Source organism: Streptomyces sp. Y20 (assembly GCF_043195475.1).
In the GTDB taxonomy this organism is placed as follows: Bacteria; Actinomycetota; Actinomycetes; order Streptomycetales; family Streptomycetaceae; genus Streptomyces.
Genome location: NZ_JBIDDP010000022.1, coordinates 1 through 21321, shown reverse-complemented (window position 1 = coordinate 21321; position 21321 = coordinate 1). Strand labels below are relative to the sequence as shown.

The 21321-nt window shown below is 73.7% G+C and carries 13 protein-coding genes; 8 read left to right on the top strand and 5 right to left on the bottom strand.

Translation table 11 applies throughout. From position 1 onward, the window contains the following. Positions 1-30 precede the first annotated feature (30 nt). On the top strand, positions 31-4686 hold the full coding sequence (locus ACGFT1_RS34665) for a hypothetical protein (protein ID WP_373912961.1): 4656 nt from the start codon (positions 31-33) through the stop codon (positions 4684-4686). 75 nt (positions 4687-4761) lie between these two features. On the opposite strand, the gene ACGFT1_RS34660 is transcribed toward ACGFT1_RS34665, so the two are convergent. Next, entirely contained in the window at positions 4762-5289 is a 528-nt protein-coding gene (locus ACGFT1_RS34660; protein ID WP_373912960.1) for a hypothetical protein, read from the bottom strand. 421 nt (positions 5290-5710) lie between these two features. Between ACGFT1_RS34660 and ACGFT1_RS34655 the strand changes: the two genes are divergently transcribed. From ACGFT1_RS34655 to ACGFT1_RS34640, 4 genes are all read left to right on the top strand, one after another. Then, positions 5711-8506, top strand: a complete 2796-nt coding sequence (locus ACGFT1_RS34655; protein WP_373912959.1) for a nitrate- and nitrite sensing domain-containing protein — start codon at positions 5711-5713, stop codon at positions 8504-8506. After that, the gene (locus ACGFT1_RS34650) at positions 8503-8937 is read left to right on the top strand and encodes a roadblock/LC7 domain-containing protein (protein ID WP_373912957.1); all 435 of its coding nucleotides are present in this window, start codon (positions 8503-8505) and stop codon (positions 8935-8937) included. The genes ACGFT1_RS34655 and ACGFT1_RS34650 overlap by 4 nt, the downstream gene beginning before the upstream one ends. A gap of 9 nt (positions 8938-8946) precedes the next feature. Next, complete coding sequence (locus ACGFT1_RS34645) at positions 8947-9342, top strand: DUF742 domain-containing protein (protein WP_361987552.1); 396 nt, start codon at positions 8947-8949, stop codon at positions 9340-9342. 142 nt (positions 9343-9484) lie between these two features. Then, a complete protein-coding gene (locus ACGFT1_RS34640) occupies positions 9485-10090 on the top strand; it encodes an ATP/GTP-binding protein (RefSeq protein ID WP_373912956.1) in 606 nt (201 codons plus the stop codon). Between the two features lie 439 nt (positions 10091-10529). On the opposite strand, the gene ACGFT1_RS34635 is transcribed toward ACGFT1_RS34640, so the two are convergent. Then, positions 10530-12185 (bottom strand): GGDEF domain-containing protein, encoded by a 1656-nt coding sequence (locus ACGFT1_RS34635; protein WP_373912955.1) that lies wholly within the window; start codon positions 12183-12185, stop codon positions 10530-10532. Between the two features lie 295 nt (positions 12186-12480). Here ACGFT1_RS34635 and ACGFT1_RS34630 point away from each other — a divergent pair, with 295 nt between their 5' ends. Further along, positions 12481-13017 (top strand): NUDIX domain-containing protein, encoded by a 537-nt coding sequence (locus tag ACGFT1_RS34630; protein ID WP_373912954.1) that lies wholly within the window; start codon positions 12481-12483, stop codon positions 13015-13017. Between the two features lie 10 nt (positions 13018-13027). Here the strand turns inward: ACGFT1_RS34630 and ACGFT1_RS34625 are convergent, their stop codons facing one another. Further along, positions 13028-15343, bottom strand: a complete 2316-nt coding sequence (locus ACGFT1_RS34625; RefSeq protein WP_373912953.1) for a glycoside hydrolase family 31 protein — start codon at positions 15341-15343, stop codon at positions 13028-13030. 214 nt (positions 15344-15557) lie between these two features. Here ACGFT1_RS34625 and ACGFT1_RS34620 point away from each other — a divergent pair, with 214 nt between their 5' ends. Together ACGFT1_RS34620 and ACGFT1_RS34615 are read left to right on the top strand one after the other, a co-directional pair. Continuing rightward, positions 15558-17534, top strand: coding sequence for an acetoacetate--CoA ligase (locus ACGFT1_RS34620; protein ID WP_373912952.1), 1977 nt, complete (start codon positions 15558-15560; stop codon positions 17532-17534). Between the two features lie 166 nt (positions 17535-17700). Then, entirely contained in the window at positions 17701-18594 is an 894-nt protein-coding gene (locus ACGFT1_RS34615; RefSeq protein WP_373912951.1) for a hypothetical protein, read from the top strand. 91 nt (positions 18595-18685) lie between these two features. Here the strand turns inward: ACGFT1_RS34615 and ptsP are convergent, their stop codons facing one another. Both ptsP and ACGFT1_RS34605 read right to left on the bottom strand, forming a co-directional pair. Next, the gene (ptsP, locus tag ACGFT1_RS34610) at positions 18686-20356 is read right to left on the bottom strand and encodes a phosphoenolpyruvate--protein phosphotransferase (RefSeq protein WP_373912950.1); all 1671 of its coding nucleotides are present in this window, start codon (positions 20354-20356) and stop codon (positions 18686-18688) included. A 74-nt stretch (positions 20357-20430) separates the two neighbouring features. Further along, complete coding sequence (locus tag ACGFT1_RS34605) at positions 20431-20880, bottom strand: PTS glucose transporter subunit IIA (RefSeq protein WP_373912949.1); 450 nt, start codon at positions 20878-20880, stop codon at positions 20431-20433. Positions 20881-21321: the final 441 nt, after the last annotated feature.

The following is a 21321-nucleotide window of genomic DNA, read 5'->3' as shown; positions in this document are numbered from 1 at the left end:
GAACCGCCAGAAGACTGACGAGAGTCCGCCATGTACGAGCTGTCCCGGGTCCGCCTCTACTCCATCGGTCCCGCCGGTGCGCGCTACGCCGACACCGTGCTTGACCTGCGGGGTGTCGGCGAGCCCGTGCCCGACCCGGCGCCCATGCAAGCGGAGTTCTTCCAGGAGGAGCCGTCCGGCCCGCCGCGCCGGCCCGCGCCGGCCGGCGTGCTGTTCCTGGAGAACGGCGGCGGCAAGTCGGTGCTCCTGAAACTGATCTTCTCGGTGATGCTGCCGGGCCACCGCAACACGCTCGGCGGCGCCAGCTCCGGTGTGCTGCGCAAGTTCCTCCTCGCCGACGACTGCGGTCACGTGGCCCTGGAATGGCAGCACGTGCTCACCGGCGAGTGCGTCGTCGTCGGCAAGGTCAGCGAGTGGCGCGGCCGGCAGGTCTCCAACGACCCGCGCAAGTTCGCCGAGGCCTGGTACTCCTTCCGGCCCGGCCCCGGACTGAGCCTGGACAACCTGCCCGTCGCCGAGTCCACCGCCGTACGGCCGCCCGTGGAGGGCAGCTCCGGCGCACAGGGCCGCCGCCGCACCATGAAGGGTTTCCGTGACGCGCTCATGGAGGCCGGCAAGGCCTACCCGCACCTGGAGGTGCACTGGGAGGAGATCCACGACCGCTGGAACGAACACCTCGGCGACCTCGGCCTGGACCCCGAACTCTTCCGGTACCAGCGTGAGATGAACGCCGACGAGGGCGAGGCGGCCGGCCTCTTCGCGGTGAAGAAGGACTCCGACTTCACCGACCTGCTGCTGCGCGCGGTCACCGACACCCGCGACACCGACGGCCTCGCCGACCTCGTCAGCGGCTTCGGCAGCAAACTCGGCCGACGCGCCGAACTGATCGCCGAACGCGACTTCACCGCCGGCTCGGCCGACCTGCTCGGCCGGATCGTGGAGGCCGCCGAGGCCCGCTCACGCGCGCGGGAGATCCACACCGCCGCCGAGCGCCGGACCCGCACCCTGGCCCGGCGGCTGTCCGCGCGGGCCGTGCGCGAACGGGTCCGTGCCGCCGACCTCGCCCAACGGGTCACCGCCGCCGCGTACGCCGTCACGCACACCGAGGGCGCGCGGGAGCGCAGCGCCCTGATCGCGGCCGAACTCGCCTACCGGCACGCCTCCCTGGCCCTCGCCGCCGCCGAGAAGTCCGCCGCGGCGCAGAAACGCGAGCTGGCCGACGCCCGCACCCTGCACGCGGCCTGGCAGGCCGCGGAGGCCGTGCTGCGCCACCGCTCCGCCGCCGACCGCGTCGCCCGCGTCTCCGCCGCCATCCAGGAGGCCGAACGAGACGCGGCCCCCGCCCTCGCCGCCCGCGCCAGGGCCGCCGTGGACCTCGTGCGCGCCCTGCACGGGGCCGCCGCGAGCGCGGAATCCCTCGCCAACGAGGAGGAGGAGCGCTCCGCCGCCCTCCAGGAGGTCAGCGACACCGCCTACCGGGATTCCACCGCCGCCGCCACCGAGGCACAGCGCGCCCGCAGCGAGACCGGGCACCTGCGCCAGCGGCTGGCCGAGGTCGAGCAGGAGACCGCCGAGGCGGTCCGCGCCGGCTGGCTCGACGACAGCGCCCCGGACGCCGACCCGGCACGGGCCGCGCTCGCCGCCAGCGACGCCGAGAAGACCGCCGTGGCCGCCTGGGACACGGCCCGCGAGGCCGCCCGCAAGGCCACCGAGCACGCGCGCGAGGCGGCTGCCGCCGAGTCCCGCGCGGAGCTGACCGCGGCCCGCGCGGCCGACGCGGCGACCGCCGCCGAACGGGCGTACGAGGCGGAGCGGCGGCTGGCCGAGTCGCTGGCCGCCGAGGAACGCCTCGCGGAGCTGCTGAGCCTGCCGGGCACGCCGGGAGCGGCCCGCGTGGGCGTACCTGGCCCCAGGAGGGGCTCCGACGACGGCGCCCCGGCGGCCCCCGGGGACACCTCCCGCGCCGTCGGTGACGGTCCGCTCACCGCCGTCGAACTCGACCGCTTCGCCGGCGAGTTGCGCGAACTCCTCGACGACGCCGTGTCGACCGCCGAACGGCACCTGTTCGACCTCCGTACGGCCGCCGCCGACGACGCCCGCATCCTGGGTGCCCTCGGCGACGGCGGACTGCTGCCGCCCGGCCCCGACGTGCTCGCCACCGTGGAGTTCCTCGGTGAGCACGGCATCCCCGCGCTGCCCGGCTGGCGCTACCTCGCGCAGGCCGTCGACCCCGTCGACCACGCGCGCGTGCTGGCCGCCCGCCCCGAACTGGTCGACGGTGTCATCATCACCGACCCCGACACGCACGCCCGTGCCCGCGAGGCACTGAACGCCGCCGCCCTCCTGCCGCGTTCGGCCGTGGCCGTCGGCACCGCCGCCGCCCTGCTCGCCCCGACCCCCGCCGCCGCCCCGGACGACGTCTTCCTCGTGCCGCCGAACCCGGCCATGCACGACGAGTACGCCGCCGACGAGGAACGGCAGACCCTGCGCGCCCGGGCCACCATGCGTGACGAGGAGATCCGGACCCTCGCCGCCCGGCTCGGCAAGGACCGCGAACTGGCCGCCCGCCTCGCCTCCTGGCGCACCGGCTGCCCCGCCGGGCGCCTCACCGAACTGGCCCGGGCCGCCGAGGAAGCCCGTGCGACCGCCGAGGAGAACGAGGCCGGACTCGCCGAGGCACGGACCGTGCGCGCGGAGGCCGACGAGGCCGCCGCCGAGGCCGGCCAGGTCCGCGACGAGCGGCAGGAGGCCGCCCAGAAGGCCCGCCGCGCCGCCGACGCCCTCGCCGGCCTCGCCTTCCGGCTCCGCGAGCGCGCCGGCTGGCAGGTGAAGCTGCGCGAACTCGCCGACGAGGCCGCTGAGTCGGAGGCCCGCGCCCAGGCCTGCCTGGAACGCGCCCGGGCCGCCGACGAGGACCGCCGCGCCGCCCAGCGCGCCGCCGACGACGCCCGCCGCACCGCGCGTGCCCTGCGCGCCGAGCGCGCGGAGATCGCCGGCGCCCCCGACGACGTACCGGCCGAGGACGCGGACGCCCCCAAGTCGTCCCTGCCCGCCCTGCGCGAGGCATACCGGGCCGCCTCCCAGGTCTACGAGAAGGTCGGCGTCGGCGCCGACCTGCGCGCCGAACAGGCCCGCGCGGAGAGCGACGAGAGCGCCGCACGCACCGAACTCGACCGGCTCAGCAACAAGGTCCGCACCCGTGCCGAGCAGCTGTTGCAGTCACCCGACGGCGCCGACGGGCCCTCCCGGCAGGCCGCCGCCGCGCGCGCGGAAGAACTGGTGCAGCTCCTGGAGACCCGCGTGTCGACCGCGAGCGAGCAGCTCGGCCGGCTGCGCGGCGAGGCGGAGCGGCACGCACCCGAGGACGGCGGCACGCACACCGGACTGGCCGAGGAACTCGTCCCGCGCGACGCCGAGCACGCCCAGGCCCTGCTGCGCACCGCCACGGCCGAACTCTCCGCCCGCACCGAGGCCCTGGCCGAGGCCCGCGAGGCGCACGCCGAACTGCTGGAGGCCCACCGCGCCGCCGAGGACGCGGCCGGCGGCTTCGACGAGATCGCCGCCATGCTCCGCGACCTGCTGCGCGAACACACCCCCGACGAGGAGCAGGAGGAACCGGAGCCGTATCCCGGCACGCTGGAGGAGGCCCGGCACTCCGCCGCCGAGGCGCGGCGCTCGCTGCGCGGCTGCGCCGGCGACCTCTCCGCCGCCGAGACGGCCGTACGCGAGGCGAGCGACATCCTCGTCCGGCACGCCAACTCCACGCGCTACGAGCAGGTCCGCACCCCCGCCCGGCAGCAGATCCGCGAACTGCCCGCCGCCGCGCTGCCCGAGCACGCCCAGAAGTGGGCGGACGCCTTCGCACCCCGGCTGCGCGTCCTGACCGACGAGCTGGCCCAGCTGGAACGCAACCGCGACTCGATCGTGGACCGGCTGCGCGGACTCGTGGAGTCGGCCCTGGCGACGCTGAGGTCCGCCCAGCGGCTCTCCCGGCTGCCGGAGGGGCTCGGCGAGTGGTCCGGGCAGGAGTTCCTGCGCATCCGCTTCGAGGAGCCCGACCAGGCCGTCCTCACCGAACGGCTCGGCGAGGTCATCGACGAGGCCACCCGCGCGGCCGTGAAGAAGAACTCCGACCTGCGCCGCGACGGCACGTCCCTGCTGCTGCGCGGAGTGGCGGCGGCACTCCAGCCCAAAGGCGTGGCCGTCGAGATCCTCAAGCCGGACGCCGTACTGCGCGCCGAACGCGTCCCCGTCGGTCAGATGGGTGACGTCTTCTCGGGCGGTCAGCTGCTCACCGCCGCCATCGCCCTGTACTGCACGATGGCCGCGCTGCGCTCCAACGACCGGGGCCGGGACAAGCACCGGCACGCGGGCACGCTGTTCCTCGACAACCCGATCGGCCGCGCCAACGCGACGTACCTGCTGGAGCTCCAGCGCGCGGTCTCCGACGCGCTGGGCGTGCAGCTGCTGTACACCACCGGCCTGTTCGACACGACCGCCCTCGCCGAGTTCCCGCTGGTCATCCGGCTGCGCAACGACGCGGACCTCCGGGCGGGCCTGAAGTACATCAGCGTGGAGGAGCACCTGCGGCCGGGACTGCCACCGCGGCCCCAGGCCGGAGAGACGGTGCACAGCGAGATCACGGCGACCCGGATGTTCAGGAAGCCGGCACCGGCCACGAGCTGATCCACACCGGCTCCGGGGCGGTGGTACCGCCTGCCGCCCGGAGCCGGCGCGCCGCCGCGGATGTCTCCGGCCGGGTCAGGAGTGGGACAGCCGTCCGGTGCCGCCCCGCGGGGCTATCCGGTCGCGCGGGGCCGTCCGCTCCTGACGGCGGTGGGCGCGCCGCTCACGGCGCAGGGTCCGGGCCGTGCTGCTCGGCTCGGAGAGCACGCCGTGCCGCTGGTTCCACACCTGGCGGGTCACCCACACGTCCACCACGGTCCAGGTGGCCGCCACCGTGCTCGCCACACTGCTGATCACCATGGGGAAGGCCGGCCAGGAGCCGGCCATCGTGCACAGGAACGCCACCATCGCCTGGATGAGCGTCACCGATATGACGAGGACCGCCCGCACCGCCGCCTCACGCACCGGGTCGGGCATCGGGTGCCGGCGCGCGGGCTCCTCGATCCACAACGGCCGGTAATACTGCTGCTGATCGTCACCGGCGGCCTCACCGCGGCGTCGCTGCACCGGAATGTCAGGATCCGAGCCTTCCTGCCGCCACCGCGCCCGTGAGCGCACCGCCGCGCTCTCCCCGGGCGCCTCGCGCCCCTCCACCGTGCCCATCACCGCGTCACTCCCCACCGCCAGCAGACCGCTCGCCCCGGCGTCCGAAGACCCCGCTCTATCCAGGGCCTGCCCGGCTTGCTCTGCTTTACGCCGCCGGGGTGCGGGACACGACTCCCGTGACCCATTCCGCCCCCAATTCCCGTAGAGAAGGACGAACAAGACCGCCCGAAGATTCCCACCCGGCGAAAAGTTTCAGCCAACCCCCGGTCCGTGAGGCCGCGGCCCTGTGCGGCACGGCTGCCCGGGGAGCGGTGGCAATCTCCCGCAATGCCCGGACAACTCATCATCTCTCGCCTGCGGTGCGGAAGTTCGCCCTCCGGACATGTCTTCGAGTTAACGGTGCCGCGGTAGTAGGCTCGCGCCGTTTGTTGACGGACATGTGCGCCCCCGGCCGGCGGGGGTCGAGCTGGGGGAGGCCATGCGCTTTCGCGGGAAGTCGATCCGCCGGAAGATCGTGGCGCTGCTCCTCGTGCCGCTGTTGTCCCTGACCGCCGTCTGGGGCTTCGCCACGGTACTCACGGGACGCGAGGTCGCCCACCTGTTCCGCGTGTCGGACACCGTGGAGGACATCGGCTACCCCACCGAGGACACCGTCCGCGTCCTCCAGCAGGAGCGCCGTCAGACCCTCGTCTACCTCGCCGACCCCCGGGCCGCCGAGGCCCTCACCGCGCTGCACCGCACCCGCACCGCCACCGACCGGGCGATCGCCAAGGTCCGGAAGAACGCCAGGGACCCCGACCTGCGCGACGGCATGGACGCCGACGACAGGGACGTCCTGACCACCGTCCTGGACGCTTTCGCCGGCCTCGCCCCGCTGCGCCGCGGCGTCCAGGAGGGCACGATCACCCGGGCCCAGGCCCTCGACGCCTACAACCGGCTCGTCGACCCCTGCTTCGTGCTGCTCGCCAACCTCGACGGCATCGACGACGTGGAGCTCGACAAGCAGGCCCGTGCCCTGGTCAACGTCCTGCGCGCCCGGGAGCTGCTCTCCCGCGAGGACGCCCTGCTCGGCTCCGCCCTCGTGGTCGGGCGGATCACCGGCGAGGAGAGCCGCGACATCTCCGACCTCGTCGCCCAGCGCACCCTCCTGTACGAGATCAGTCTGCCGCTGCTGCCCTCCGACGAGTGCGAGCGCTACGAACGGGTCTGGAAGAACGCCACCACGGCTCCGCTGCGGATGACCGAACAGACAGTCGCCCGCATGGAGTCCAGCACCCCCCGCGGTGTCACCGCCAGGAGCTGGGACGCCGCGGCGGCCTCCGCCCTGGACGCACTCGGCACCCTGGACGACCAGGTCGGCGACCGCCTTCAGGACCGTACGCACCCCGTCGCCGTCGGCGTCATCCTCCAGGCCGCCGTCCCGGGCTTCCTCGGACTGGCCGCCCTGCTGTTCTCGGTCGTCCTCTCCGTGCGGATCGGCCGTCGCCTCATCCGCGACCTGCGCCAGCTGCGCATGGAGGCGCACGAGGCGTCCGGCGTCCGGCTGCCCAGTGTGATGCGCCGCCTGTCCGCGGGCGAAAAGGTCGACGTCGAGACCGAAGTGCCGCGCCTGGAGTACGACAAGAACGAGATCGGTGAGGTCGGCCAGGCCCTCAACACCCTCCAGCGCGCCGCCGTGGAAGCCGCCGTCAAACAGGCCGAGCTGCGGTCCGGTGTCTCCGAGGTCTTCGTGAACCTCGCCCGCCGCAGCCAGGTGCTGCTGCACAAGCAGCTCACACTGCTCGACAGTATGGAACGCCGGACCGAGGACACCGACGAACTCGCCGACCTCTTCCGCCTGGACCACCTCACCACCCGTATGCGGCGGCACGCCGAGGGTCTGGTGATCCTCTCCGGCGCCGCACCGTCCCGGCAGTGGCGCAGGCCCGTGCAGCTGATGGACATCGTCCGCGCCGCCGTCGCCGAGGTCGAGGACTACGAACGCATCGAGGTCCGGCGGCTGCCGCGGGTCGCCGTCACCGGTCCCGCCGTCGCCGACCTCACCCACCTCGTGGCCGAACTCCTGGAGAACGCCACGGTGTTCTCGCCCCCGCACACCGCCGTACAGGTCCTCGGCGAGCGCGTCGCCAACGGCTTCACCCTCGAGATCCACGACCGGGGGCTCGGCATGACGGCCGAAGCGCTGCTGGACGCCAACCTGCGGCTCGCCGAGACCCCCGAGTTCGAACTCTCCGACACCGACCGGCTCGGCCTCTTCGTGGTCAGCCGCCTCGCCCAGCGCCAGAACGTCCGGGTCTCCCTCCAGCCGTCACCGTACGGCGGCACCACCGCCGTCGTCCTCCTCCCCGACGCGCTGCTGACCGAGGACGTCCCGGACACCAACGGCGCCGGCTTCCGGCTGGACAGGGACCGCCCGGCCAAGGGTGCCGAACAGGCGGCGGGCCGCGCCGCCGTACGGTCCCCGGCACCGCTCCAGCTGCCCGGTCTGCCGACCTCCCTGCTGGACGGTCCGGTCGAACTGGAGGCACCCGTCGATCTCGACGCCCTCGACGACTTCCCCGGCGTCCTCGCGGACGAGGACAGCGAGCGCGGCGGCCTGTTCCGCCACCGCCGTCCCCGTTCGGCCGGCGACGAGGCGGCCACCCCGCCGGCCGGCGGGCTCCCGCACGACGGGACCGGCGACCGCGCGGGCGTACCGCTGCCCCGGCGGCAGACGCCCAAGCTCGTCAGCTCGCACGGCAGACCCGTCACCGAGCAGCGGTCCCGCCGCGGCGAACCGGACCAGCAGCCCGCCGCCGCGCCGCGCCGCTCCGACACGGGCGGCCCGGCCCCGCTGCCGGGCCGCCGCCGCGGTACGGGCCCGCTGCGCCCCACCGACTCCGCCGAGGTACCCGAGTCCCGGGCGGCTGACGCCGGCGAGAGACCCGAGGTGCCGGAGCTGCCCAGGCGGACCCGGACCGGCGCGGCCGGCCCCGGCGACACCCCACCGCCGCGCGACAGCACCGGCGCTCCCGCGGGTGAGCCGTCCGCGGAACCGGACACCGGGCCGCTGCCCCGGCGCGTACGCCAGGCCAGCCTGGCCCCCCAGCTCAAGCGGGTCACCGAGCGGTCGGCCGAGCGCGCGGCGGAGCCCGCCGACCGCGACGCCGACGAGGTCCGCAGCCGGATGGCCTCGCTCCAGCGCGGCTGGCAGCGTGGCCGCGAGGAGAACGCCTCGGGCGACGACGCCCGCAACGGCACAGCACAAGGAACGACTAAGGGGGACGGTCGATGACCGCACCGAAGGCGACCGGCCACACGGCGACGAACCAGAAGGAGCTGAACTGGCTCCTGGACGACCTCGTCGACCGGGTCGCCAGCATCCGCAAGGCCGTCGTCCTGTCCGGCGACGGACTGGCGACGGGCGTGTCCAAGGACCTCACCCGGGAGGACGGTGAGCATCTGGCCGCCGTGGCTTCCGGTTTCCACAGCCTCGCCAAGGGAGTGGGCCGTCACTTCGAGGCGGGCAGCGTCCGCCAGACGGTGGTCGAACTGGACGAGGCCTTCCTGTTCGTCACCGCCGCCGGGGACGGCAGCTGTCTCGCCGTTCTCTCGGACGCCGACTCCGACGTCGGACAGGTCGCCTACGAGATGACGCTCCTCGTCAAGCGGGTCGGCGTGCATCTGGGCACCGCCCCGCGCACCGACCTGTCCGCGGGCGGGTAGTGGGATGACATGAGCGCAGACGGTCAGGCAGGAAACCACTGGTTCGACGACGAGGCCGGACCGGTCGTCCGTCCGTACGCCATGACGCGTGGCCGCACGACGAGTACGGCCCAGCACCGCCTCGACGTGATCGCGGTGGTCGTCACCGAGCCCGGCACCGGGGACCCGGAGGCGGATCCGACCCTGTCGCCGGAGCATGTGGAGATCGTCGGGCTCTGCCGGGACACACCGCAGTCGGTCGCCGAGCTGGCCGCGGAACTCGACCTGCCCATCGGCGTGGTCCGCGTCCTCATCGGCGACCTCGTGCACGCCGAACTCGTCCATGTGACGCGCCCCGTGCCTCCGGCCGAGCTGCCGGACGAGAGCATCCTGCGCGATGTGATCAATGGCCTCCGGGCGCTGTGACCGGCGCGGAAGCGGGGCAGTGACGTGACCGGCAGACGGATCGGCCACCCCGTCGGGTGCGGCGCGTTCGCCCAGCCCTCCAGTGGTGCCGGCGGCCACGGCCGGTCGGCGCCCGACCCCCATCGAGCAGGAGAAGAGATCGATGATCTTCGGGCGTTCTGAGCGCGGCAAGCCTCCGGTCGAGCCCGTCACGCTCAAGATCCTCGTGGCCGGCGGCTTCGGCGTGGGCAAGACGACCCTCGTCGGCGCGGTCAGCGAGATCAGACCGCTGCGCACCGAGGAACTGCTCACCGAGGCCGGGCGGCCGGTCGACGACACCAGCGGTGTCGAAGGCAAGCACACCACCACGGTGGCCATGGACTTCGGCCGCATCACCCTGCGCGAGGACCTGGTGCTGTACCTCTTCGGCACGCCCGGGCAGGAGCGGTTCTGGTTCATGTGGGACGAGCTGTCCGAGGGCGCGCTCGGCGCGGTGGTCCTCGCCGACACGCGCCGCCTGGAGGACTGTTTCGCCGCCGTCGACTACTTCGAGCGGCGCTCCATCCCCTTCCTGGTCTGCGTCAACTGCTTCGAGGGCGCCGCACGCTACCCGGCCGGGACCGTCCGCCAGGCTCTCGACCTGGACGAGGACGTACCCGTCCTGCTGTGCGACGCCCGGGACCGGGAGTCGGTCAAGGAGGTGCTCATCGGCGTCGTCCGGCACGCCATGGAGTACGCGGCCGACCGCCGCCAGGCCATCACCGGCTGACCGCGTCCACCGCCGTCGCCGAACGGCAGGAGCGGCCCGTACCCCCGCCGACCGGGGTACGGGCCGCAGTCCTGTGCGACGCGCCCACGCGCTTCCCTCGGCGCCGCCACGAGGCGATCGGAACCGGCGCTTCCGTGCCGGACGCCGCCCGTGGCCACGTCCGCCGGTCGCGGGGCCGGTCCCCACCGCCCCACCCGGCCTCCATGCCGAGCGTTCCGTCGCGGCCGCACCGCCCGGCGGGGACGAGTGGCGGAGCAGGGCGGATGCCGGCCGCTGAGCCTGATAACACCGAGAATGTACGGCGATGTCGGCCGACACCGGGAAGTGTTCACCGCCGCCCCGGGGGCGTCAAGGTTGCCGACGGCAACGGTGACACCGGCGTACTCCACCGGGCCCGGCGGTGCGGGCACGTGTCGGCCCCCGCGCGCGGCAGGGCGGTTCACCGTCCCGGGTCGGCGGTGACATACCCGGCCTGCGCCGCGGCCGCCCCCGGGCTGCCGCGCCGGATCTCGTGGCCGGGGAACCCGGCGCGCCCGAGCACCCAGCTCGCACCGTTCAGCGACTTGGCGGCCTTCTTCAGCGGAGCGAGCTGGGCGGCGGCCTGATGGTGGTCGCGCACGCTGCCCGCTGCGCAGACGACGGTCGCCAGGGAGAGCGTGACCGGCAGACCGCCCGCCGACCAGGAGGCGTCGTCGAGTACGGCGGCGACCAGCGGGCGGAGCGCCTCCTCGTCGGCCAGCACCAGGAAGTCGTCCCCGCCGATGTGCCCCACGCGCGCGTGCCCCGGCACCGCCTGCTGGAGCGCCCGGCCCACCGCGCGGATCAGCTCGTCCCCCGCGGCGAACCCCGCGCCGTCGTTGACCTGTTTGAAATGGTCGATGTCCAGCCAGCTGAGCGCGAACGCCCGCCCGTCGGAGATCCGCCGGTCCACCTCGCCGACGATGGCGTCCGAACCGGGCAGCCGGGTCAGCGGGTTGAGCCCGGCCGCCTCCTCCACCCGGCTCTCGGCCAGCGCCCGCACGAGGTCCGCCAGCCGTACGACTCCCACGCACCGGCCGCCCTCGTCGACCACCGCCACGTCGTCGGAGGTCCGGTCCCGGCCGCCGACCGCGACCACGTCCAGCACCTCCCAGGCCGTCGCACCGGCGCCGACCGTGCGGGGCGCGTCCCCCAGCTTGACGGCCGGCCGGTCGGCGTACAGGGCATGCCCGTAACGGCCGGACATCGACAGCAGGAAGCGCGAGCGGTGCACCGACCGCACGGGCCGCCCGGCGCGGTCCACCAGCAGGACTCCGGAGACGTCCGGGGACCCGGTGAGCAACGCCCGCACCCGCCCCGCCGACGCGGTCACCGGCAGCACGGCGGCGGGGCGCACGAACTCCCGCACCGACGGGCCGCGACGCGGGGCCGACAGGGCGCCGTGAGCCGGCGGCGGAACGTACACGTCCGCGACGGGGATCCGGGCCGGTGGCGCGAACAGCTCGCCCTGGGCCAGCTGCGCGCCGGCCGACAGCGCCACCGCGTACTGCCGTTCGGTCTCCACGCCCTCCACCGCGACGAGGGCGCCCAGCTCCTCGCACAGCGTCCGCATCGCCCGCACCGCGGCCGGCCGCGCGAGCAGGCACGCGTCGAGCTTGACCAGATCGGGGGAGAGGTCGGTGAGCAGCCTGAGCGGCACGTCGCCGTCACCGATGCCGTCCGCGCTGATCCGGAACCCCTGCTCGCGCAGCGAGGCCACCGCCTCCAGCAGGGCCCGCCGCGGCACGTGCGTGCAGGGCGGGACGATGTCCACCGTCACCTCCCAGGGCAGTCGCCCCGCCGCGCGCACGGCGTCGTGCAACGGTGTGAGGCCGCCGAGGTCGGCGAGCGTCGCCGCGAACACGTTCAGGTGCAGCGGCAGCAGCGTCTCCTTGCGCGCCGCGGCGCGGAACGCCAGCACGGCCAGCCGGCCGTCCAGTTCCGGATCACGGCGGGCCTCGGCGAGGACATCGCCGCTCTCCGGGCGGGCGAGCGTCTCCAGCGCGGCGACCGCGCCCGTCCTCAGGTTGACCACCGGCTGGAAGGCGAAGCGCAGAGTATCCGTCCAGGAGTGCACGGCAGCATGATGGCGCCGCCCGCGCGCGCCCAGGCCCAGTTCATAAGACGTTCACGCAGCATTCCGGGCCGATCACACAGTGTGGGCGTCCCGTCCGCGGCAGCGGACGTCCCTCGCGGGAAGAAGACCGGGACGCGGGCCGGTTCGCGCGAACCGAACGGCCCCGTACGGCGTCGTGGTACAGGAAGGGTGGCCGGGATCGACGGGGGTGATTCCGGCCACCCTTTCCGTTCCGCTCATTCCCGGCACGTCACCGGCGGAAGACGTCCGTCACCTGATCGGATACAGTCCGCGCGTGTCCGAAACTCAGCATCCGACTGTCAACTCCGCGCCGGACTCACACTGTTCGAGCTGCGGAGCGCCCTACGGAGAGGGCATTTCCGGCTGGCCCCGCACCTGCCCGTGCTGCGGAACCGTCGCCTACCGCAACCCGCTGCCCGTCGCCGTCGCGCTCCAGCCCGTGTACGACACGAAGGGCACCGCCCTGGTCGTCATCACCCGGACCGTCGCCCCCGCGCGCGGAGGCACGGCCCTGCCCGGCGGCTACATCGACGACGGCGAGGACTGGAAGCAGGCCGTCGTACGCGAACTCCGGGAGGAGACGTGCATCGACGCGGCCGCCCGGGACGTGCGGCTCGTGGACGCCATGAGCTCGTCCGACGGGCACCTGCTGCTGTTCGGGGCCCTGCCCGAACGCCCGGCCGACGGACTCCCGCCCTTCGCGCCCACGACCGAGACGGACGGCCGGCACCTGCTGCGCAGGCCCGCGAAACTCGCCTTCCCGCTGCACACCGCCGCGGTGCGGGCGTGGTTCGAGGGGCGCTACGTCTGAGCCGGACGCCTCAGCCGAGCCCCCGTACACGCACCGGCCAGGGCGGCTCACCCCCGCCGCCCTCCCGGTCCCGGGTGACCACCACCCGGTCGCCCTGCCGACGGGCGACGTAACGCTCGATCTCCGGGTCGTCCCACCCCTCGCCCGCGTCCGGCACGACCAGGCCGCCCCCCGTGCGTCCGGGCGCGGGCGCCCAGACCTCCAGCTCCAGCCCGCCGTCGGCGCCCCGCACCGGCAGCACCGCCCCCGCGCGCGCGAACACGGGTATGCGTGACGGCGGCGCGTCCACGCGTACCCGTGCCGGGCCCTCGTAGACCTCCTCCGTCACCGTGTCGTACCAGCGGCCCCGCGGCAGCCGCACCGCGCGCCGGCCTGGCCCGGGATCCAGGACCGGGGCCACCAGCAGGCCGTCGCCCAGCAGGAACGCGTCCTCGCAGTCGCGCAGCGCCCGGTCCTCCGGCGCCGCCCACCACAGCGGCCGCACATAGGGCGCACCGGTCCGCCGTGCCAGGTGCGCCAGCGTCAGGAAGTACGGCAGCAGCCGCCGCCGTTCGAGCAGCGCCACGCGCGCGTGTTCCAGCACGTCGCCACCGAACTCCCACGGGTCCCCGTGCCCCGCCCCCGGACCCGCGTGCGTACGGAACAGCGGCAGATACGCTCCGAGCTGCAACCACCGCAGATACAGCTCCGGTGACGGACCGCCGCCGCGACCGCCGACGTCCGGACCCGAGTACGGCACCCCGCACAGTCCCAGCCCGAGCACCTGCGACAGCGCCGCCCGCAGCCCCGGCCAGCCCGTCGCCACGTCCCCCGACCAGGTGCCGCCGTACCGCTGCGACCCAGCCCAGCCCCAGCGCGAGAACTGGAACGGCCGCTCCCGGGGCGGCGGTTCGCGCAGCGCCTCGCAGCCCTCCCGGGCCCTGCACAGCCCGTACACGTGGTGCGCTTCCTCCTGATCGCCGCCCGGCCCGTCCAAGGCGTACGGGGCGCCGCACGGCACCGGCTCGCGCCCGACCTGCCGGAATCCGGCAGAGCCCGGTCCCAGCCGCTCCGCGTGCGGATCGCCCCACCGCGCGTCCGTGTCGCCGGCCCCCGCCGCACCCCGCACCGCGCGGCCCTCCGCGTCCCGTACCAACGCGTCCCGTACCAACGCGTCCACGGCCGAACCGCTGTCGTGAACGGCCCCGCCCGGTTCCGCCCGGACCGCCGCGCCGACGACCGACACCAGCCGGATCCCGTCCCGGCGCAGTTCCTCCGCAAGCACCGACAGCTTGGGAGAACGCTCCTCGTCGACGGCGGACACCGGCCGGCCGTCGTCACGACCGGCATCGAGATGTACGGCGTCCAGCGGCAACCCCCGCTCCTGGTAGTCCGCGACGACCCGGCGCACCTCCTGCTCACCGCCCGGGCCCCACCGCGCGTACTGGTGCCCCAGCGCCCACGCGGGTGGCAGCGCGGGCGCCCCGGTCAGCGCGGCCCACGCGTGCAGCACGCGCGCGGGAGTGCCCACCACGACCCAGCAGCGCAGCGGACCGCCGTCCATCCGCAGCTCGCAGTGCCCCGGCCGGTCGTGCCCGGACCCGGCCCCCTCCTCTCCCTCCCCAAGCACCACGGTCCCCTCCCAGGTGGTGTCGTGGAACACCAGATGCGTGCCGGCGTCGGCCACCACCAGTTGCACCGGCATCGTCAGATCCAGCCGCTCGCCACCCGGCCCGGACGCGCGGCCGGGAGCACCGTTCCCCAGCCGGTACACGCCGTCCCGCAGCCGGGGTCCGCACGCGCGCCCGCCCAGGCCGAAGAACCGGGCGTCCGCCGCCACCTGCGAGCGCTGCACCCACCGGGCCGCACCCCCGCCGACCGGCTCCCACCAGCGCGGCGGCAGATCCCGCCGCAGGGTCACCCCGCCCGGCGTGCACACCTCCACCGCGCCGTACCGCGAGACGACGACCGTCATCCGCTCGGCCACCACCCGCCAGCCGCCGTCCTTGTCCGGCTCCAGCACCGCCCGCGGATCCGGGTCGGGACCGCTGCCCGCGAGCGCGTACGACGGCTGCGGACCGGCCCCGTCCCACCCCCAGAAGACCGCCCCGTTCACCGCCACGACGATCCGCAGCTCCGAGCGGCCGAACCGGACCAGGCCGCCCCCGGGGCCCAGCTCCACACCCCGCACCTGCCCCGGCACGCGGGCCCGCTCGGACCCCCGAGGCACCGGCCCGGCGGCGTCGACCCGCCTCCCGCGCCAGGCGGCCCGTACGGTACGCAACCCCCGAGCAACCCATCCCGAACCGACCACACTCACCGAACGCACCAGGTCACGACCCTCCATGCTGCTCACCCTGCCACCGAGCGACCCACGCGCGTGCGGCGTTCAACTGCCGTTCACCCATGGCGGCACCACACCTTCATGACACGGACTATGTGGAGGACACCCTGGTGCAGAAATCGATCACATGGCATCGTCCCTGTCAGCCGCGTCACGCGCACACCCCAGCCCGTGCGCGGACCGACGCCCACGACGCGCACAGCCCGGGAGCCACCCCATGTCGACCGCGAACCCCCAGCCGCTCTGGCAGCCCGATCCCCAGCGGATCGCCCAGGCCCGCATCACCCAGTTCCAGGCATGGGCCGCCGCACACCACGGCGCCCCCGCCGACGGCGGCTACCCGGCCCTGCACCGCTGGTCCGTCGACCAGCTGGACACCTTCTGGAAAGCCGTCACCGAGTGGTTCGACGTGCGGTTCTCGACCCCCTGCGCGCGCGTGCTCGGCGACCGCGCCATGCCCGGCGCCCACTGGTTCCCCGGAGCCACCCTCAACTACGCCGAACACGCCCTGCGCGCCGCGGCCGCCCGCGCCGACGAACCCGCCCTCCTGTACGTCGACGAGACCCACGAACCACGCCCGGTGACCTGGTCCCAGCTGCGCCGCGAGGTCGGCTCCCTCGCCGCTGCGCTGCGAGCCCTCGGCGTACGCCCCGGCGACCGCGTCAGCGGCTACCTCCCCAACATCCCGCAGGCCGTCGTCGCTCTCCTCGCCGCGGCCGCCGTCGGCGCCGTATGGACCTCCTGCGCCCCCGACTTCGGCGCCCGCAGCGTCCTCGACCGGTTCCAGCAGGTCGAACCCGTCGTCCTGTTCACCGTCGACGGCTACCGCTACGGCGGCAAGGAGCACGACCGCCGGGAGACCGTCGCCGAGCTGCGCCGCGAGCTGCCCACCCTGCGCGCCGTCGTCCACGTCCCGCTGCTGGGCACCGAGGCACCCGAAGGCGCCCTGGAGTGGTCGGCGCTGACGGCCGGGGACACCGAGCCGGTCTTCGAACAGGTCCCGTTCGACCACCCGCTGTGGGTCCTGTACTCCTCCGGCACGACCGGCCTGCCCAAGGCCATCGTCCAGTCGCAGGGCGGCATCCTGGTCGAACACCTCAAACAGCTCGGCCTGCACTGCGACCTCGGCCCCGAGGACCGTTTCTTCTGGTACACCTCGACCGGCTGGATGATGTGGAACTTCCTCGTCTCCGGCCTGCTCACGGGCACCACGATCGTCCTGTACGACGGCAGCCCCGGCTACCCCGACACGGGCGCCCAGTGGCGGATCGCCGAACGCACCCGAGCCACCCTCTACGGCACCTCCGCCGCCTACGTCATGGCCTGCCGCAAGGCCGGCGTGCACCCCGCCCGCGACCACGACCTGTCCACGGTGAAGTGCGTCGCCACCACCGGTTCCCCGCTGCCCCCCGACGGCTTCCGCTGGCTGCACGACGAGTTCGCCGAGAGCGGGGCCGACCTGTGGATCGCCTCCGTGAGCGGCGGCACCGACGTCTGCTCCTGCTTCGCCGGAGCGGTACCCACGCTCCCCGTGTACACCGGCGAACTCCAGGCACCCGGCCTCGGCACCGACCTCCAGTCCTGGGATCCGAGCGGCAAGCCCCTGGTCGACGAGGTCGGCGAGCTGATCGTCACCAACCCCATGCCCTCCATGCCGATCCACTTCTGGAACGACCCTGACGGCAGCCGCTACCACGACAGCTACTTCGACACCTACCCCGGCGTCTGGCGCCACGGCGACTGGATCACCCTCACCTCGCGCGGGACCGTGATCATCCACGGCCGCTCCGACTCCACCCTCAACCGCCAGGGCGTCCGCATGGGCTCGGCCGACATCTACGAGGTCGTCGAGCGCCTGCCGGAGATCAGGGAATCCCTCGTCATCGGCATCGAACAACCCGACGGCGGCTACTGGATGCCGCTGTTCGTGCACCTCGCGCCGGGAGCCACCCTCGACGAGCCACTCCGGGACCGGATCAAGCGATCCATCCGCGAACAGCTCTCACCCCGCCACATCCCCGACGAGATCATCGAGGTGCCCGGCATCCCGCACACCCTCACCGGCAAGCGCATCGAGGTCCCGGTCAAACGCCTGCTGCAAGGAACCCCCCTGGAGAAGGCGGTCAACCCCGGCTCCATCGACAACCTCGCCCTGCTCGGCTTCTACGAGGACCTCGCCCGCGAACGCGCCTGACCCACCCGGAGCATCACCCTCCGCACCCACGCCCCTCGCCGCACACAGCGCCTCTGACCTGCACGGACGCTCCCACCACCGACCCTCGACCACCGGCGGCACCCCCATTGTCAGTGCCGCCGGTTACGGTGAGTGAGCATTGATCGACCGCGCACCAGGGGGAAACATGGCGCACACCGACCACCAGACCATGCGACGCGTCCTGCGCCGCGAGATCGCCGGCACCATCGGCGTGCTCACCGACGAACACGACTTCCGCGTCATGCGGCGCTACCGCAGCTTCACCTTCGACGACCACACGGCCTACCTCCAGCAGATGGAGACGGTCCTGCGCACCCGCGCCGCCCAGGGCAGCCATACCACCCTCGCCCTGTTCGACCCCGAGGACTACGCCGTCTACTGCGCGGACACCGGCCTGGACCCGGAGGCCCCGGCCAGCCGCACCCGGTTCACCGCGGAGCTCGCTGCCACCGGCCCCACCGTCCCCTACGACGGCCGACCCCTCGCCGACCTGCTGCCGGCCCTCGTCGACGAAGCCGTACGCCAGGCCACCTGGGAGTACGCCACCACCCTCCTGACCCGCCTCGGCCCCTGCCCCACCTGCGGCGAGGACATCGGCAGGGCGGCCTTCACCCGCGCCGCCGACCTGGTGGTCCGCATCCTCGACACCGCACCGCCCGGTGACCGGCACCTGGTGTGCACCGTCTCCGCGGCCCCGGACACCTTGGTCGCCGTACTGCACGGCGACCAGGATCCCCACGGCGCGACCCGCCTGGACGAGGCCGAGGCCCTCGAGTTCACCGGCGTCCTCGCCCTCGGCCTCGCGACCCGCAGCCCGGGCGGCCTCGTCATCCGCACCACCGCCATCGGCACGGCCGACCAGGTCTACGGCTGGCGACTGCGCGCCGGCGACCTGCAACCCCTGACCGCGTCCGAGGTCTTCGACGCCTACTGCACGGACGTCGACACCGGTGACCTGATCTCCCCGGAGTCCAACGTCGACTACCGCGAGCCGCCCGACCTCGGAGCGGACAGCGCGGCACCGGACCACCGCCACTGAGTCCGGGCGTCGGCCGGACAGACACCGAGGGGCGCCCCACCCGAAGGGAAGGACGCCCCTGAACCCGCACGCCGCAGGCGCACCGGTACGGCTACTCGCCGGACAGCACCGCCTGAGCCGCGCCGCGCGCCTCCTCGGCGCTGTCCGCCGCACGCGCCGCCGCCGCGGCCCGCTCGCACTGCGCCAGCGTGTACTTCGCCAGCGTGGCACGGACGTAGGGAATCGACGCCGCACCCATGGACAGGGAGGTGACACCCAGACCGGTCAGCACACACGCCAGCAGCGGATCGGACGCGGCCTCACCGCACACCCCGCAGCTCTTGCCCTCGGCCCTGGCCGACTCGGCCGACAGCGCCACCAGGTCGAGCAGCGCCGGCTGCCACGGGTCCTGCAGCCGCGACACCGCACCCACCTGCCGGTCGGCGGCGAACGTGTACTGCGCCAGGTCGTTGGTGCCCAGCGACAGGAACTCGACCTCCTGGAGGATCGAACGCGCCCGCAGCGCGGCCGACGGGATCTCCACCATCGCGCCGAACTTGGCCCGCAGCCCCGCCTCCCGGCAGGCGTCCGCGAACGCCTTGGCGTCCCTGCGGTCCGCCACCATGGGCGCCATGACCTCGAGGTAGACGGGCAGCCCCTCCGCGGCCCGCGCCAGCGCGGTCAGCTGGGTGCGCAGCACCTCGGGGTGGTCCAGGAGCGTCCGCAGGCCCCGCACGCCCAGCGCGGGGTTCGGCTCATCGGCCGGCGTCAGGAAGTCCAGCGGCTTGTCGGCGCCCGCGTCCAGCACCCGCACGACCACACGGCCCCCGGGGAACGCCTCCAGCACCTGCCGGTAGGCCTCCACCTGCTTCTCCTCGGAGGGAGCGTTCTCGCTGTCGTCCAGGAACAGGAACTCGGTACGGAACAGACCGACACCCTCGGCCCCGGCCTCCACGGCCGCCGGTACGTCCGCGGGCCCGCCCACGTTCGCCAATAGCGGCACCTTGTGCCCGTCCGCCGTCGCACCGGGCCCGGTCGACGCGGACAGCGCGGCCCTGCGCTCGGCGGCCGCAGCCTCCAGCGCGGCCTTCTTCTCGTCACTCGGGTTCACGAAGACATCGCCGGTGCTGCCGTCCACGGCCACCACCGTGCCCTCGGTCAGCTCACCGGCGCCCGGCAGCGCCACGACGGCCGGCACACCCAGCGCCCGCGCCAGGATCGCGCTGTGACTGGTCGGCCCGCCCTCCTCGGTCACGAAACCGAGCACCAGGGACGGGTCCAGCAGCGCCGTGTCCGCGGGGGCCAGGTCCCGCGCCACCAGCACATAAGGCGAGTCACTGTCCGGGACACCCGGCATCGGCACGCCCAGCAGACGGGCGACGATCCGGTTGCGCACGTCATCCAGGTCGGCCACGCGGCCGGCGAGGTACTCACCCGCACCGGCCAGCAGCTCCCGGTACGCCGCGAACGCGTCGTACACGGCACGCTCGGCCGTGCTGCCGACGGCGATCCGCCGGTCGACGTCCGCCATCAGCTCGGGATCCTGCGCCATCATGGCCTGCGCCTCCAGCACGGCCTGCGCCTCACCCCCCGCCAGGTTGCCGCGCGCCGTCAGGTCTGCGGCGACCGCGTCCACGGCCTGACGCGCGCGGCCCTGCTCCCGCTCCGCGTCCTGCGGGGGGATCTGCTTGGCCGGCGGCTCCAGCACCGCCGTACCCATGTGCCGAACCTCGCCGATCGCCACGCCATGGCTCACGCCGACGCCTCGCAGCGTTGTCTCCATCTCACCGTCTCCGATAGTGCGGCAGGTCCCGCCGCGGTGGTTGCGCTGTCCGCCGTCCTGCGACGGCACTGCCGTCAGTTCCAGGAGAAGAGACCGTCGCCGGTCTTCACGTCACCGCTGTCACGCAGGCCGGAGAGGGACTCGGCGGTGGCTTCGAGCGCGACGACCGGGCACACCGGCGACTTGCCGGCGGCCTCGACCGAGGCGGGGTTCCAGCGGACGATGCTCTGGCCCCGCCGCACGGTGTCGCCCTTCTCGACGAGCAGCTCGAAGCCCTCGCCGTTGAGCTGGACGGTGTCGATGCCGAGGTGGGTCAGCACGCCGCGCCCGCTCTCGTCGACCACGACGAACGCGTGCGGGTGCAGGGAAACGATGACGCCGTCCACGGGCGCGACGGCCTCGGAGGGCTCACGTACGGGGTCGATCGCGGTACCCGGGCCGACCATGGCCCCGGAGAAGACCGGATCCGGCACTGCGGCCAGTCCGATGGCGCGTCCAGAGAGAGGGGACGTCACGGTGGTCATGGGAAGCCTCCCAGGAGTGGAGCTGCTCGCGGGCCGTCACCGGTACTCCCGAACGGCGCGTTGAGCAGCAGGGTATGTCATGTGAAGTGGTGGTTCCGTATGGAAGCTAGCACCTAGTGGTCTAGACCACCAACCCGGGAGATTTGCCCCTGCTCCAAGGCTCCGTGTACAGTCGTAACCCTGCTCGGGACGGAGCGGCGCGCAACAGCGTCCTCACCTGGCAGAACCCAAACTCGTCAGATCCTATCTCTGGATCTCCTTCTGCGTGCTCGCAGGGGAGTGGTCAGGGAGAGGGAAAAACCCTGGTAGAGTTTGAAACGCAAGACCGAAGGGAAGCGCCCGGAGGAAAGCCCGAGAGGGTGAGTACAAAGGAAGCGACCGTTCCTTGAGAACTCAACAGCGTGCCAAAAGTCAACGCCAGATATGTTGATACCCCGTTCC

Excerpts from the sequence above, each read along its gene's own strand:
- ACGFT1_RS34665 (WP_373912961.1), top strand. The coding sequence starts at position 31 with ATGTACGAGCTGTCCCGGGTCCGCCTCTACTCCATCGGTCCCGCCGGT.
- ACGFT1_RS34660 (WP_373912960.1), bottom strand. The coding sequence starts at position 5,289 with ATGGGCACGGTGGAGGGGCGCGAGGCGCCCGGGGAGAGCGCGGCGGTG.
- ACGFT1_RS34655 (WP_373912959.1), top strand. The coding sequence starts at position 5,711 with ATGCGCTTTCGCGGGAAGTCGATCCGCCGGAAGATCGTGGCGCTGCTC.
- ACGFT1_RS34650 (WP_373912957.1), top strand. The coding sequence starts at position 8,503 with ATGACCGCACCGAAGGCGACCGGCCACACGGCGACGAACCAGAAGGAG.
- ACGFT1_RS34645 (WP_361987552.1), top strand. The coding sequence starts at position 8,947 with ATGAGCGCAGACGGTCAGGCAGGAAACCACTGGTTCGACGACGAGGCC.
- ACGFT1_RS34640 (WP_373912956.1), top strand. The coding sequence starts at position 9,485 with ATGATCTTCGGGCGTTCTGAGCGCGGCAAGCCTCCGGTCGAGCCCGTC.
- ACGFT1_RS34625 (WP_373912953.1), bottom strand. The coding sequence starts at position 15,343 with ATGGAGGGTCGTGACCTGGTGCGTTCGGTGAGTGTGGTCGGTTCGGGA.
- ACGFT1_RS34620 (WP_373912952.1), top strand. The coding sequence starts at position 15,558 with ATGTCGACCGCGAACCCCCAGCCGCTCTGGCAGCCCGATCCCCAGCGG.
- ACGFT1_RS34615 (WP_373912951.1), top strand. The coding sequence starts at position 17,701 with ATGGCGCACACCGACCACCAGACCATGCGACGCGTCCTGCGCCGCGAG.
- ptsP (WP_373912950.1), bottom strand. The coding sequence starts at position 20,356 with ATGGAGACAACGCTGCGAGGCGTCGGCGTGAGCCATGGCGTGGCGATC.
- ACGFT1_RS34605 (WP_373912949.1), bottom strand. The coding sequence starts at position 20,880 with ATGACCACCGTGACGTCCCCTCTCTCTGGACGCGCCATCGGACTGGCC.